Source organism: Rhizobium sp. L1K21, assembly GCF_024055895.1.
GTDB lineage: Bacteria > Pseudomonadota > Alphaproteobacteria > Rhizobiales > Rhizobiaceae > Ensifer_A.
The window spans coordinates 247769-261128 of record NZ_JAMXLE010000002.1; the positions used below are offsets into that span (position 1 = coordinate 247769).

Annotated in this window: 15 protein-coding genes; 7 read left to right on the plus strand and 8 right to left on the minus strand. The window is 55.4% G+C overall.

Annotation, left to right across the window (positions count from 1 at the left end; all coding sequences use genetic code 11):
* Positions 1-6: 6 nt before the first annotated feature.
* The 7 genes from NHF56_RS13660 to NHF56_RS13690 all read right to left on the minus strand — a co-directional run bounded on the left by NHF56_RS13660 (position 7) and on the right by NHF56_RS13690 (position 7023).
* Positions 7-1572, minus strand: a complete 1566-nt coding sequence (locus NHF56_RS13660; RefSeq protein ID WP_252805424.1) for a CpaF family protein — start codon at positions 1570-1572, stop codon at positions 7-9.
* Between the two features lie 28 nt (positions 1573-1600).
* Positions 1601-2893, minus strand: a complete 1293-nt coding sequence (locus NHF56_RS13665; protein ID WP_252805426.1) for a CpaE family protein — start codon at positions 2891-2893, stop codon at positions 1601-1603.
* A 33-nt stretch (positions 2894-2926) separates the two neighbouring features.
* Positions 2927-3664, minus strand: a complete 738-nt coding sequence (locus NHF56_RS13670) for a CpaD family pilus assembly protein (RefSeq protein WP_252805428.1) — start codon at positions 3662-3664, stop codon at positions 2927-2929.
* 10 nt (positions 3665-3674) lie between these two features.
* Positions 3675-5168, minus strand: a complete 1494-nt coding sequence (locus NHF56_RS13675; RefSeq protein ID WP_373456315.1) for a type II and III secretion system protein family protein — start codon at positions 5166-5168, stop codon at positions 3675-3677.
* Positions 5169-5244: 76 nt separating this feature from the next.
* Positions 5245-6051 carry a Flp pilus assembly protein CpaB gene (gene cpaB, locus NHF56_RS13680; protein ID WP_252805430.1) on the minus strand — a complete coding sequence of 269 codons (807 nt, stop codon included), beginning with the start codon at positions 6049-6051 and terminating at the stop codon, positions 5245-5247.
* Positions 6052-6226: 175 nt separating this feature from the next.
* Complete coding sequence (locus tag NHF56_RS13685; RefSeq protein WP_252805432.1) at positions 6227-6739, minus strand: prepilin peptidase; 513 nt, start codon at positions 6737-6739, stop codon at positions 6227-6229.
* A gap of 110 nt (positions 6740-6849) precedes the next feature.
* Positions 6850-7023, minus strand: a complete 174-nt coding sequence (locus NHF56_RS13690) for a Flp family type IVb pilin (protein WP_252805433.1) — start codon at positions 7021-7023, stop codon at positions 6850-6852.
* Between the two features lie 366 nt (positions 7024-7389).
* Here NHF56_RS13690 and NHF56_RS13695 point away from each other — a divergent pair, with 366 nt between their 5' ends.
* The 7 genes from NHF56_RS13695 to NHF56_RS13725 all read left to right on the plus strand — a co-directional run bounded on the left by NHF56_RS13695 (position 7390) and on the right by NHF56_RS13725 (position 12774).
* Positions 7390-7776, plus strand: a complete 387-nt coding sequence (locus NHF56_RS13695; RefSeq protein WP_252805436.1) for a pilus assembly protein N-terminal domain-containing protein — start codon at positions 7390-7392, stop codon at positions 7774-7776.
* A gap of 125 nt (positions 7777-7901) precedes the next feature.
* Positions 7902-8495 (plus strand): TadE/TadG family type IV pilus assembly protein, encoded by a 594-nt coding sequence (locus NHF56_RS13700; protein WP_252805438.1) that lies wholly within the window; start codon positions 7902-7904, stop codon positions 8493-8495.
* Positions 8492-9091 (plus strand): TadE/TadG family type IV pilus assembly protein, encoded by a 600-nt coding sequence (locus tag NHF56_RS13705; protein ID WP_252805440.1) that lies wholly within the window; start codon positions 8492-8494, stop codon positions 9089-9091. Before NHF56_RS13700 ends, NHF56_RS13705 begins: the two co-directional genes overlap by 4 nt.
* A 170-nt stretch (positions 9092-9261) precedes the next feature.
* Positions 9262-10185 (plus strand): metal ABC transporter substrate-binding protein, encoded by a 924-nt coding sequence (locus NHF56_RS13710; RefSeq protein ID WP_252805442.1) that lies wholly within the window; start codon positions 9262-9264, stop codon positions 10183-10185.
* Positions 10182-11075 (plus strand): manganese/iron ABC transporter ATP-binding protein, encoded by an 894-nt coding sequence (locus tag NHF56_RS13715; protein ID WP_252805443.1) that lies wholly within the window; start codon positions 10182-10184, stop codon positions 11073-11075. Before NHF56_RS13710 ends, NHF56_RS13715 begins: the two co-directional genes overlap by 4 nt.
* Positions 11075-11932: a metal ABC transporter permease gene (locus tag NHF56_RS13720; protein WP_252805445.1), complete on the plus strand. Its 858-nt coding sequence runs from the start codon at positions 11075-11077 to the stop codon at positions 11930-11932. Before NHF56_RS13715 ends, NHF56_RS13720 begins: the two co-directional genes overlap by 1 nt.
* Positions 11929-12774: a metal ABC transporter permease gene (locus NHF56_RS13725; protein ID WP_252805447.1), complete on the plus strand. Its 846-nt coding sequence runs from the start codon at positions 11929-11931 to the stop codon at positions 12772-12774. The genes NHF56_RS13720 and NHF56_RS13725 overlap by 4 nt, the downstream gene beginning before the upstream one ends.
* Before the next feature lie 4 nt (positions 12775-12778).
* On the opposite strand, the gene NHF56_RS13730 is transcribed toward NHF56_RS13725, so the two are convergent.
* Entirely contained in the window at positions 12779-13195 is a 417-nt protein-coding gene (locus NHF56_RS13730; RefSeq protein ID WP_252805449.1) for a Fur family transcriptional regulator, read from the minus strand.
* Positions 13196-13360 lie beyond the last annotated feature (165 nt).

Sequence of the window (13360 nt, forward strand, 5' to 3'; positions counted from 1 at the left end):
TATGCCCTACGTTGTCTTCATCTCCATGGAATCGAGCGCATCGGCCAGACGACGGTCTTCGTTGTAATAGCGAGCCCGATCCCAGAAATTCGGTTTTGAAATGCCGGTCGACATGTGGCGACCGATGATTTTTCCATTTGCGTCTTCGCCATCCATCTCAAAACGCATCAGGTCCTGCGTGACGATGACATCGCCTTCCATGCCGACCACTTCGGTGACGTGTGTGATGCGGCGCGAGCCGTCTCTGAGACGCGCAGCCTGAATAATGACGTCGACCGAACCGGCGATAATCTCGCGGACTGTCTTGGCGGGAAGGCTGAAACCACCCATGGCAATCATCGATTCCATACGGCTGAGGCATTCACGCGGGGTGTTGGCGTGGATGGTGCCCATCGAGCCATCGTGGCCGGTGTTCATGGCCTGCAGGAGGTCGAACACTTCCGGTCCGCGCACTTCGCCGACGATGATGCGTTCGGGACGCATACGCAGGCAGTTCTTGACCAGATCGCGCATGGTGATTTCGCCCTCACCTTCGATATTGGGCGGGCGCGTTTCCAGGCGGACGACATGCGGTTGCTGAAGCTGGAGTTCGGCGGAGTCTTCGCAAGTAATGATACGCTCGTCTTCGTCGATATAGCGCGTAAGGCAGTTGAGAAGCGTGGTCTTACCGGAGCCCGTACCGCCTGAGATGACAACATTGCAGCGCACGCGCCCGATAATCTGCAACAGGACCGCCCCGGCCTCGGTGATCGAGCCATAGCGCACAAGCTGATCAAGCGTCAGCTTGTCCTTCTTGAATTTACGAATGGTCAGTGCCGTGCCGTCGATGGCCAAGGGCGGCGCGATGACGTTGACGCGCGAACCATCGGGAAGGCGTGCGTCGCAGATTGGGCTTGCTTCATCAACACGGCGGCCGACCTGGCTGACGATACGCTGGCAGATGGACAGAAGCTGGGAATTGTCGCGAAACCGGATATCGGATTCGTGCACCTTGCCATCGACTTCGATAAATGTCTGGCCGGCACCATTGACCATGATATCGGCGATATCGTCGCGCGCCAGCAGCGGCTCCAGCGGACCATATCCGAGAACGTCGTTGCAGATGTCCTCCAGCAGTTCTTCCTGCTCGGCAATGGACATTGCAAAGTTCTTGATGGTGATGATGTCGTTGACAATATCACGGATTTCTTCGCGCGCGCTTTCAGCGTCGAGCTTGGCCAGCTGTGACAGATCGATCGTGTCGATCAGGGCCGAAAAAACCTGCGATTTTGTATCGTAATACTCGTTCGTGCGTGGTGTACGCTTGCGTTGCGATGACGGCGGTGGCGGTGGGGCAACCGGGGCGCGGGCCGGTTGGGCCGAGGCACGCGTCTGCTGGGGGGCCAAAGGCGGTGGTGCTACAGCAGCTCTCGGCTCATGCACGGCCGGTTGAGCGGGGGGCGCAGGTACAGGCGCCGCCTGCTGAACGGGCGTCGGTGCGGGCGCCAAAGGGGCAGGCTGCTCCGGGCGAACCTGCGGGGTCACACCTGTGCCAGCCTTTCCGAAACCGTCATTTCCTCGCTTGCCGAACATCGCTACCTAACCTAACAACATCGAATTCTTATTTGCGACCGAGCAGGCTGAGCACCTTTTCCAGCCCTGCGCGCTTCTGTTTTTTCAAGGCTGCCCGCCCCGTCACGATGTGAGAAATCTGTGAGAATATCTCTGCCGCCGGTGACTTGGGATCCGTCTCGCTGATCATCCGCCCGCTGTTGGCAGCGGCACCGAAGAGTTGCGCATCAAAGGGAATGATGGCTATCGGCTCTATTTCAAGCGGATCGCAGAAATCGCCGGGCGTGATTTCCGGACGTTTGGGCATACCGACCTGATTGAGGATGAGGTGCGGTTGCTTGTCGTTCGGGCGCAGCTTGCGCAGTGAGTCGAACATGTTTTTCGTATTGCGCAGGTTCGCGAGATCGGGAACCGAGGTGATCACGACTTCATCAACGCTTGCCAGCAGCGAGCGGGTCCACTCGTTCCAGGCGTGCGGAACGTCAAGCACCGTTACAGGTGCACTCTGGGTCAAAATGTCCAGAACTGGCCGAAACGCATCATGCCCGAAGTCAAAGGCACGGTCGAGCATGGACGGCGCCGCCAGCAGAGACAAATGATCAGAGCATTTGGCTAAAAGGCGGTCCAAAAAGACCTCATCAAGACGCTCAGGCGCGTAAACCGCTTCCGCCATGCCCTGGGTGGGATCCTGATCGAAGTCGATGTTTGCGGTCCCGAATGGCAGGTCGAGATCCGCGAGAATGGTTTCCGTTTCAAACAGGTGCGAAATGCCGAAGGCGCAGTTATGCGCCACAGTGGAGGAACCAGAACCGCCCTTTGCACCAATGAAGGCAATGCTTCGGCCAAGCGGTTCTGCATCGGGATCGACGAAGATCGAGGCGGCGGCACCAAGCACGTCGGCCATGCCGACAGGTGCTACCAGATATTCGGAAATGCCGTTGCGCATCAGTTCGCGATAAAGACCGATATCGTTGTTGCGGCCGATCAGAACAACGCGGCTGGAGGGATCGCAGACCTGCGCCAGCTCCATCAGTTCGCCCATCAAGCGATCCGGTGATGCTGCACTTTCCAGAATGATGAGGTTTGGTGTCGGTGAGGACGCAAACATGTTGGCAGCCGCCAGAATGGAGCCGCTGTTAATCCGGAAACTAACCTTGGCCATGCGGCGGTCGGCTTCGCAGCGCTCCATCAGCCGCATGGTTTCCTCCGACTCGCAAAATGCGTGGATCGAAATGCGCGGCAGCGGGCGCATGTGATCCAGATCGTTGGTGGCCGGCGGTTCCGACAGATCGGCTTCGACCTGCGGACCAAGTTTTTCGATACCGTATTCTACTGTACTCATCGCGTCTTCCTGCCTCTCTTCTGGCAGTTCAAATTATTCGGAAACCGGTGACGAACCTTCACGGTAGAGACCGATCACGGTTGCACGGCGTTCAGCATCGATGGGCGTTTCGGCGCGCGGGGTCTTCAAGTCCATGGGATTGGCGACCATGGCAGCAAGATTGTTCTGGTTGGCGCAACCGAAATTGTACCAATTCTTGTTGGAAAAAGAATTGTTTATGAGATCTTCCGGCCACTGTCCGCATTGATCCGTCGTGGCGCTGACGGCGATAAAGCTCAGTTTTACCGGCGCGGAGACTTCCCCGCCTTGAGCGGGATAAGTGGTCACGATAATACGTCCTTTTTTCACGCCGGAATTGTAAAGCTCTGCCTTGATGGCTCCGGTCAGCGCTTGTGCAGCAGCGGAATTGATCGATCCCGCCGGAATTGAAAGCTGGATGCTGCCGGAGGATGAATTGGCATAATCCTGGCCAAAACCGCGGATGGTGTCGCGCAGGCCATTTGAGAGCTTGCGGTCTCCACTTCCAATCGGCAGGTCAAGCGAGTGTTCGACTTCAGCCAGCGTAATGGGGTGACGGACGCGATAGTCGTTGTCGATGGATGCGGTTTTCAAGCTGTCATCCGGCTTTTTGGCACAACCGGCCATAGGCGCGGCGACGACGCTGACCAGCGCAACCAGAACCGCATTTCGCACAAACCGCATCTTTTTCGCCCTTGTCATTTCGTTTCCGGATTTCTGTCCGACCATTTCGATTTCGCTTACCGTCTTCATCTGGCCACCCTTACTTGTAGATAAAGCCGACAGCACCATGATAGCGCTCGCCTTGGGTCGCTTCGGGTTTGAGCCCGTAGACCTTGTTGACATTGTTGAGGAAGAAGGTCGCAGCATCGTTTTCCGGAATGAAGTTGTCATCGGGCCGCGCCAACTGATCGGCGGCGACAGGGCGCACGAGATAAGGTGTCGCGATGATGACGAGCTCGGTTTCGTTCCGCTGGAAGTCCTTCGACCGGAAAAGCGTGCCAATCACTGGAACCTTGGCAAGAGCCGGATTTCCGGAAAAGGCCTGACGGATGTTGTCCTTGACGAGACCGGCAATCACGATGGAGCCACCGGAGGGCAATTCGACCGTGGTCGATGCTTCGCGCCGACGGACGGAGAGCGTTGTCAGGCCAGGGACGTTGAGTGCTGCGCCGGAGACACTGGATCCCTCGTAGGTTGGTTCAGAGACCTCTGTTTCAATCTTAAGACTGATACGTCCCGCAGACAAAACCACGGGCACAAAGTTCAAACGTATGCCGTATTCCACGGTGGAGGCAGCCGAGCGGCTGACGGATTCAGCGGTGCCATCTGGGCCGATATTTCCCACGTATTGCGTCGAGTCCATATTGAACTCACCGCCAACATAAAATTTGGCCTGCTCGCCAGAAATAGCTGTCAGGCTCGGTTCGGCCAGCGTGCGCATAACGCCCGCGCGTTCCATGGCATTGAAATAGGATTCGAAATCGACGCCGCCAATGGCTGCCGACGCAAGCTTCTGCGACATCCAGTTAACCGCGCCGCCGAGGTTCGTGGGGCTCTGGAAGAGGATGTTGTTGCCATTTATCGTGCTCGAAGTGTTAATGCCGAGCTGCTTAATCACCTGCCTGCTGACTTCGGCGACTGTGACCTTCAGCGTCACCTGATCCTCGCCCTCGATCTGCAAAAGATTGACGATCTGCGACTTCTGTCTTTGTTCTGCGAAGATGGCTACACTGCTCGAGGTGCCCTCACCGCTTGCGACCGTATTTCGAGTTGTTGCTTCACCACCGGTCAGGAAAATGTCAGCCAGATTGGTCGCCTGGGCGGCATCCTGCGGCGTACGAACGGTACCGGTCAGAACAATGTTGTCGGAAATGATCTCGACCTTGATATCGGAATCCGGAAGGAAGCGCTTCAACTGAGCCTCAAGGTTGGAAATGTCACGTTCGACCTCAATCTCGATGCTGACAATCTGGCTTCCATCTTCGCCGAAAACGAAAATATTCGTTTGCCCAACCGCCTTGCCAAAGAGATATATGCGGCGCGAGGTGCGGGTGATCGCATCGGCCTTGACGGGATCAGCCACGAGAATATCGTGCGCATCCTCAGGCAGGTCGATCACCAGAGCCTTGTTGAGGCCAAGCTTGACATGCCTGGTGACGCCGGGGCCGGCTTGGGAGATCTTGATAATCGATTCTGCGGCATAGGCCGGGGACGGTCCGTAAACGGGAATTATCGTTGACGGCAGGCCGAGCATCGTCAGGTTGATGGAGAGACCTGCAACCAGAAAGCGCCGTGTATATTTGCTGAAGCTTTTCACTGGAACCTCTCGATCAATTGGTTTGGTCTACGACCGTGACTTTGCCGGTCTTGATGACTTTGATTGCCGGCGAGCCATCATCACCACTGAGCAGATAATTGGCCGAGTCGGTATCAGACTCGCCTGCGTCGGCAACCGAACGGAGCGCCAATGTCAAGCGATCTGCAATCTGCTGTGCGACGGTGACGACCTTTGCCTGGGTGGGGGTCAATTCGAGCGTCGCCGTTGAACCCACTGCGGTTTGCTGGCCGTCCGGCGTTTCCTGAATTCGCTGGTCGATGGCCAAAACACGGATGTTTTTGAGGATGGTTTCAGTCAGATACGAGCCGGACTCGCCGCGACGAACCATGATGACGTCGACGCGATCATTCGGCAGAATAAAGCCACCTGCCCCTGTATGGGCGGAAATTTCGGTAGCGACCGCAAGCTTGCCCGCAGGCAGCAACGACGACATGATCCGTGCGCTCGCATCTGCAATCTTTTCAAAGCGGATAGGCTCGCCGTCGAACATCGGCATTCGGATGATTGCTCCAGCCAGTTTCTGCTTCACGTCCGGATGCGCTTCTTCCGTGATCAGCCCCTCGCCGACAGAAGCCTTAGGCCAATCCGCCCAACGCATTGCATCATCATTCAGCGTTGCACCGGTCGGGAGATTTGCCCCAGCCACCAGAACCTTCACTGTGGGTTCTTTTTTTACAATGGCTTCAGCGGCCTGCATTTCGACGACCGTCGTGCCGCCCGACAGCGTCATTGCCAGATAGCCAGCAAGACCGGCGGCCGCGACGGCTACTGTCAAGATAATAAGACGTGCAGGTTTCATGATCATTCCCTACGGAGACTCAAGTGCTACTTACTGGCCGCAGAATGATCAGGAATTGGTGTAATTATAGTTAACGAATGCCTTCATCGTTTGGTTAATGAATAACTTCAGAATGAATAGCAGTCATGAAAAAGCCGGCTCGAGGCCGGCCCGGAGATGGACTGAACGGTTGGTATCAGCGGCTGAGAACGAGTTGCATCAGCGGAGACATGGGATATGTGACGAAGGCACCGATGCCGATTGCGATACCGTAGGGGATTTTTTTCGCATGCAGGATTGGCTTCGGGATGTAATGTCCAAGGCCGGTGGCATGAATACTGTTCTCGTTCACGCGCAGCATGACGATAAGGAATGTCAGAAACCCGCCAACAAAGGCGACCGTTCCAAGATAAAGAACAAGCGTTTCGTTCCAGCCAAACCAGACCGCACTGGCGGCTAGAACCTTGGCATCCCCACCGCCCATAACGTTCAACGCAAAAAGCGCGAACACGGCAGCAAAGACTGCGACGCCAGCAAGAAGATGAAAGCCAATTTGCTCCAGGGGCATACCGCATAATGGAGCAACAACAAAGAATCCGGCCAGCAAAATAACCGAAACCCGGTTCGGTATCGTCATCGTTATGAGGTCAGAGGACGCAGCGATTGCCATGCATAGCGGAAAAATCACCAGGATTGCCGCAACCAACATCTACCGAACTCCTCGAACATGAAAGAACGACGCATAGCTTGCTGGATAAAGCTTAATAAAATTCAAAGCCGCCACCGGCGAGGCGACGGCTTTGAAAAAGCTACGAAAGCTCAGATCGGCTTTGCAACCGTGTTCCCAAGCTTGACGAATGCGTTGTTCAAAGCATTGCCCAGCTGCGAAGCACCGGTGATCAGTGCAACTGAGATAAGGGCGGCGATCAGGCCATATTCAATGGCAGTCGCGCCGGATTCATCCTTGATGAAGCGTGCAAAAAGATTAGACATGTTTACTCCTATACAAGTAGTCGGTTCAGCACTACCGCCAACTTCTGCCGTTGATCGGATGGCCGCCAATTTATGGGTTACGTATTGCGATCGACTTAAAAGATACGGTTAATATTCTTATAATTCGGTGTTGGACATGGCCGGCACCTCTTTTCAAGCTTGCTGCAGGACCCGACCACCCAGTATTCCATACCCAGCAAAAATATTGGGATTTCTATGCTTTGGCGGTGAGATTTCGCTCCAAATCCGGTGCTGCTTAACCCAATGTTCACCATTCCGGACGAAACATAGCGTTGCGGGTATTACGAGGGACGTTTGATGAAACTGCACCAAATTGCGGCAGGTTGCTTAATCGCAGCCACTTCTATGGCGAGTGTTCTGCAGGGGAACGTGTTTGCTGCGGACAATAGCGATATGGTGCGGGTGTTCATGAACCATGCCCGCATTCTGAAACTCGACCGTCCGGTGGCAAAGGTTATTGTAGGCAATTCCGGCGTTGCGGATGCGACTGTCGCAGATGCCGAAACCATCGTTTTGACGGGACGTGCCTATGGCACCACAAATCTCGTTTTGCTGGACGCACAAGGCAATGCCATTCTCGACAAACGCATTCTGGTTTCCATTGATGAAGGCAATACCGTGCGCGTTTACCGGCAGACCGACCGCACCGTGTTTTCGTGCACGCCCAATTGCGAAGAGCATGCCAATATCGCTACCTCGTCAGAGTCGGCGGCGGCTACCCCTGCTGAATGATCTTTCGTAAAATTTTATCAACGATAGAAACCCCATCAAAACGCATAGGTTTTATCTTCTTGCAAGCTCAATAGGCGTTGCGGGAGTCCGGAATGGGCATTGCGGTTCGAATAGCCGCTTGGGGAATGAAGTCAAAAACGACCTTTGACCGGATGCGGATTAGCCGCGACGGCGCAACGGCGGTTGAATTTGCCATTCTGATCGTACCCTTCCTGATGGTTCTCTTTGCCACCATGGAGACCTTTCTCGCGTTCACGGCCGAACACCTGGCTGCGAATGCGGTGGACACGCTTGCCCGCAAGGTGCGTACCGGGGAAATTACCTTCGGTATGAACCGGCCGGCGACGGACATGACCGAGGCGCAATTCCGCCAGGCCTTTTGCGATGAAGTCTCCATTATCATCCGATGTTCTCCGACAGAGGCGGCCTCGCCACAAAAGCTTTACATCGATTTCGAGCAGGTCGCCTCCTTCGGCGCTATTCAAACGGATATTCCGCGCATCAACTCAGACAATAATTCCGATCTCGACACCAGCGCATTCAGCTTCAGCCCCGGCAATTCGGCAGCCATAAACTCGCTTAGGGTCTATTACAGATGGGAGATCACAACCGATCTCATCCGGCCGTTCATCTCGAATCTGAAACCGGCGGGCGAAACGGTGCCATCCCAATTCCTCATCGTTGCCACGACCGCATTCAGGAATGAAGCTTATCCATGAGTGCGCGTTTTCCATCCAGATCCGTCCCCATTCTTTCGCAGTGCCTGCGTCTTTTCCAAAGATTCTCTGGAGCCAAGGAGGGCGTTGCGGCTGTCGAATTCGCGCTTCTCCTGCCGATCTTCGCCTTCATATATCTGATGTCATTTCAGCTGACCGTCGGTTTCAGCGTCGCCAACAACGCTGATCGAGCCGCCTCCATCATCGCCGATATCGTGACACAGGAGCCGACAACCAACGTTGCGAAGCTGGATGACATGTATGCACTCGCAAAAGCGATCATGACTCCCTATTCCACTGATGACCTGCACATCAAAATCACCGGTGTGCAGGTTGATGCCGGGGGTAATCCAACCGTCAAATGGTCGTGGAAGGACGATGGCACCGCGGCCTATCCCGCCGGATCGGCCGTGACATTGCCGGTGGAACTCCGACAGCCGAACTCGTTTGTCGCGCATACGGAAATTGCCACTGTCTATAATTATCTCTTCTTTGTCCCAAGCATGACAAGCTCCACGGCGGCTGCACTGGACATCAACAAAGAGTTCTATTTTCGCCAGCGCGTCGGGAACAATGTCGCCTGCACAAACTGCCCCTAGATCATTGGAGCACCCGAATCCGGGCTTTACGCCGCGCAGGTGCGCTCGCAGACGTTTCGACGAATTTTCTTATTGCAACTAATTCGCATTTGCATTTTAATTGCAGATATCGACCATCTTCCGCGATGCTGGCAGTTTTCGCCCGGTGTCATATCAAACAGAGAGTGAGAATGTCCTCAGACCACTGTCTACCGCGTTTGAAATTTCTACTTATCCTGATCACGATTGGTTTGTTCTCATCCCCGGCCCCTGCCAAGGCGCAGGAGAAATTCAAGGCAGTTACCACCTTCACGGTGATTGCCGACCTTGCCCAGCACGTCGCAGGCGATGCGGCAATGGTTGAATCGATTACCAAGCCTGGTGCAGAAATTCACAACTATTCCCCGACCCCCGGCGACATACGCCGCGCACAAGGTGCACAGTTGATCTTGTGGAACGGGCTCAATCTGGAACTATGGTTTGAGCGCTTTTTCCGCAATCTGCGCGATGTGCCGAGCGTGGTCGTTTCACAGGGCGTTGCGCCCATGAGCATTGCTGAAGGCCCCTATTCCGGCAAACCCAACCCGCATGCCTGGATGTCGGCGGAAAATGCGCTGATCTATGTCGATAATATCCGTGACGCCTTCGTCAAATACGATCCGGACAATGCGGCCACTTATGAGGCCAATGCAAAAGCCTACAAGGACCAGATTGCTGCAGTTGCCGGGCCCATCCGGGAAGCTCTGAGCGCCATTCCAGAAGATCGCCGCTGGCTGGTGACGAGCGAAGGCGCATTCTCCTATCTCGCACGTGATTTCGGCCTGAAGGAACTCTACCTCTGGCCGATCAATGCGGACCAACAAGGCACGCCGCAGCAGGTGCGCAAGGTGATTGATACGGTGAAGGAAAACAACATTCCCACCATCTTCAGCGAAAGCACTGTTTCGGACAAGCCTGCGCGTCAGGTGGCTCGTGAGACGGGTGCGCATTATGGCGGCGTGCTTTACGTGGACTCGCTCAGCGAACCAAACGGCCCGGTCCCGACATATCTGGACCTCCTGCGCGTGACCTCGCAGACGATTGTTGATGGGCTGAACGCGGGAATGGCGCGATGAGTGATGGTGCAGACATTTCCGGCGTTGCATCAACCGGCAACGGCATAGCCGTCAGACATGCCACAGTGACATATCGCAATGGGCATACCGCGCTTCGCGATACGAGCTTTGAAATCCCGACCGGCACCATTACCGCCCTTGTTGGGGTAAACGGATCGGGCAAATCGACACTGTTCAAAGCCATCATGGGTTTTGTGCGTGTTGCGCAGGGCGAGATTTCCATTCTCGGCATGCCGGTTCAGACCGCGTTGAAAAAGAACCTCGTTGCCTATGTGCCGCAAGCGGAAGAGGTAGACTGGAACTTCCCCGTGCTCGTAGAAGACGTGGTGATGATGGGGCGCTACGGCCATATGGGCATGCTGCGCATGGCGCGCAAAGCCGACCATGCGGCGGTGGATGCGGCCCTTGCCCGCGTCAATATGAGCGAATTTCGCAAGCGTCAGATCGGTGAGCTTTCAGGCGGTCAGAAGAAACGTGTTTTCCTTGCCCGCGCGCTGGCGCAGGACGGCAAGGTCATTCTGTTGGACGAGCCCTTTACCGGCGTTGACGTCAAGACCGAAGAGCAGATCGTCAAACTCTTGAAGGAGTTGCGCGATGAAGGTCGGGTGATGCTCGTTTCCACTCACAATCTGGGCAGCGTGCCGGAATTCTGCGACCGGACTGTTCTGATCAAAGGCACGGTTCTGGCCTATGGCAAAACGGAGGACACGTTTACGCAGGCCAATCTGGAGCGGGCCTTCGGTGGCGTACTCCGGCATTTTGCCTTTGGTGATGTTGGCAAGGGCAAGCAGCCGGTGGGCGTGTTCACCGATGATGAACGGCCGCTCCTTTTGCAGGCGGGCCGTTTTGTGGAGCGCCGCGCAGAACAAAGCGAAGAAGGCGGCGCATAATGGACCTGCTTCTGGAGCCTTTTTTCTACGGCTATATGGTCAATGCAATCTGGGTTTCGGCGCTCGTTGGTGGAGTTTGCGCCTTTCTCTCCTGTTATCTGATGTTGAAAGGCTGGTCGTTGATCGGCGATGCCCTCTCGCATTCCATCGTGCCCGGTGTTGCCGGTGCTTATATGCTGGGCCTGCCCTTTTCCATCGGCGCATTCTTTTCCGGTGGGCTTGCCGCCGCAGGCATGCTTTTCCTGAACCATCGGACGCGGCTTCGTGAAGACGCCATCATCGGCCTGATCTTCTCGTCATTCTTCGCGCTTGGCCTCTTCATGGTGTCGCTTTCGCCCGCGGCGGTGAATATTCAGACCATCATCCTTGGCAATATTCTGGCGATCACGCCTGAAGACACGCTGCAGCTTGCCATTATCGGCTTCGTTTCGCTGGCAATCCTGCTTGCGAAATGGAAGGACCTGATGGTGGTGTTTTTCGATGAAAGCCATGCGCGCTCCATCGGCCTCAATCCGCAATGGCTGAAGGTTCTGTTTTTCACGCTGCTCTCGGCGTCAACGGTTGCGGCATTGCAGACGGTGGGCGCCTTTCTGGTAATCTGCATGGTGGTGACGCCAGGCGCGACCGCCTATTTGATCACGGATCGTTTTCCACGCCTGCTTGTGATTGCCGTGGCCATTGGTGCAGCGACAAGTGCTGTTGGGGCCTATATCAGCTATTACCTTGATGGCGCGACGGGTGGAATCATCGTGGTTCTGCAGACGGTGATCTTTCTTCTCACGTTTCTTTTTGCGCCCAAGCATGGGCTTCTGGCCGCACGGTCACGGGCCGCAGCTGCACTGGAGGTCGACAAATGAGCGTTATCGACATGCTGCTTGAGCCCTTCCAGTTTGAATTCATGGTCCATGCGCTGGTCATTTCGGCGTTGATTGCGGTTCCAGCAGCCCTGCTTTCCTGTTTCATGGTTCTCAAAGGCTGGTCGCTGATGGGCGATGCCATTTCACATGCGGTCTTTCCCGGCGTGGTTCTGGCTTATATTGCCGGCGTGCCCTTGGCGCTTGGTGCCTTTGCCGCCGGCATGTTCAGCGCCATTGCCACCGGCTATCTCGATGCCAATAGCCGGATCAAGCAGGATACGGTGATGGGTATCGTGTTTTCCGGCATGTTCGGGCTGGGCCTCGTCTTGTACGTGAAAATCCAATCAAGCGTACATCTCGACCACATCCTTTTTGGTGACATGCTCGGCGTTTCGATGCGCGACATCGGCGAAACGGCGCTTATTGCTGCCGCAACTGCCGCCATCCTGGGGGTCAAATGGAAAGACCTGCTTTTGCATGCCTTTGACCCTGCGCAAGCGCGGGCCGTGGGGCTCAGGGTCAACTGGTTGCATTACGGGCTGCTCTGTCTGATATCGCTCACGATTGTGGGTGCGTTGAAATCGGTCGGCATTATTCTGTCCATCGCACTTCTCATTGCGCCGGGGGCCATAGCCTTTCTGATAACACGCCGATTTTCGCACATGATGCTCGCGGCACTCCTGATTGCGGAAGTTTCGTCTTTTCTCGGCGTCTATCTGTCTTTCTTCATCGACAGCGCGCCCGCGCCGACCATCGTTTTGCTGATGGCTGCGGCCTTTATCGCAGCGCTTTTCTATTCATCGTTGAAGGTGAAGAAAGCAGAGGCCGGCCCGTCCGCCTGAGCGCTCAAGGCTTTTTTCGGCTGACATAGATTTCGAGCTTGTGGCTGACAATTGCGTAGCCATGGGCCTTAGCGATTTCTTCCTGCAGGCGCTCGATTTCGGCGGAATAGAACTCGATCACATCGCCGGTTTCGACATCAATCAGATGGTCGTGATGTTTCTGGTCGGCGCTTTCGAAACGCGCGCGACCATCGGCAAATGTGTGTTTCTCAAGGAGGCCCTTTTCCTGTAGCAGGTTCACAGTCCTATAGACTGTGGCCAGAGCAATTGCAGGATTGATACGGCTGACACGGCGATGCAGTTCGACGACATCGGGGTGATCCTCGGATTCCTCCAGCACCTGCATGATCACTCTGCGCGGGCCGGTCAGTCGCAAGCCATGCTCCTTGCAAAGTGTTTCTATATCCTTCGCAAACTCCATTGGCTCGACGTTCCCTCCTCGCTGATCAGCAGCTGGGCCTTCTTTCCATAGTATTCGCACTTAGCCCAGTTGCGACGCAATTGCAAAAAGGCAGCATGAGAATTACGAAATTTTCCCGGATGGACAATATTTCAATCCTGCTACGGTTGTTCTAGACTAACCTAC

Excerpts from the sequence above, each read along its gene's own strand:
- NHF56_RS13660 (WP_252805424.1), bottom strand. The coding sequence starts at position 1,572 with ATGTTCGGCAAGCGAGGAAATGACGGTTTCGGAAAGGCTGGCACAGGT.
- NHF56_RS13665 (WP_252805426.1), bottom strand. The coding sequence starts at position 2,893 with ATGAGTACAGTAGAATACGGTATCGAAAAACTTGGTCCGCAGGTCGAA.
- NHF56_RS13670 (WP_252805428.1), bottom strand. The coding sequence starts at position 3,664 with ATGAAGACGGTAAGCGAAATCGAAATGGTCGGACAGAAATCCGGAAAC.
- NHF56_RS13675 (WP_373456315.1), bottom strand. The coding sequence starts at position 5,168 with ATGCTCGGCCTGCCGTCAACGATAATTCCCGTTTACGGACCGTCCCCG.
- cpaB (WP_252805430.1), bottom strand. The coding sequence starts at position 6,051 with ATGAAACCTGCACGTCTTATTATCTTGACAGTAGCCGTCGCGGCCGCC.
- NHF56_RS13685 (WP_252805432.1), bottom strand. The coding sequence starts at position 6,739 with ATGTTGGTTGCGGCAATCCTGGTGATTTTTCCGCTATGCATGGCAATC.
- NHF56_RS13690 (WP_252805433.1), bottom strand. The coding sequence starts at position 7,023 with ATGTCTAATCTTTTTGCACGCTTCATCAAGGATGAATCCGGCGCGACT.
- NHF56_RS13695 (WP_252805436.1), top strand. The coding sequence starts at position 7,390 with ATGGCGAGTGTTCTGCAGGGGAACGTGTTTGCTGCGGACAATAGCGAT.
- NHF56_RS13700 (WP_252805438.1), top strand. The coding sequence starts at position 7,902 with ATGAAGTCAAAAACGACCTTTGACCGGATGCGGATTAGCCGCGACGGC.
- NHF56_RS13705 (WP_252805440.1), top strand. The coding sequence starts at position 8,492 with ATGAGTGCGCGTTTTCCATCCAGATCCGTCCCCATTCTTTCGCAGTGC.
- NHF56_RS13710 (WP_252805442.1), top strand. The coding sequence starts at position 9,262 with ATGTCCTCAGACCACTGTCTACCGCGTTTGAAATTTCTACTTATCCTG.
- NHF56_RS13715 (WP_252805443.1), top strand. The coding sequence starts at position 10,182 with ATGAGTGATGGTGCAGACATTTCCGGCGTTGCATCAACCGGCAACGGC.
- NHF56_RS13720 (WP_252805445.1), top strand. The coding sequence starts at position 11,075 with ATGGACCTGCTTCTGGAGCCTTTTTTCTACGGCTATATGGTCAATGCA.
- NHF56_RS13725 (WP_252805447.1), top strand. The coding sequence starts at position 11,929 with ATGAGCGTTATCGACATGCTGCTTGAGCCCTTCCAGTTTGAATTCATG.
- NHF56_RS13730 (WP_252805449.1), bottom strand. The coding sequence starts at position 13,195 with ATGGAGTTTGCGAAGGATATAGAAACACTTTGCAAGGAGCATGGCTTG.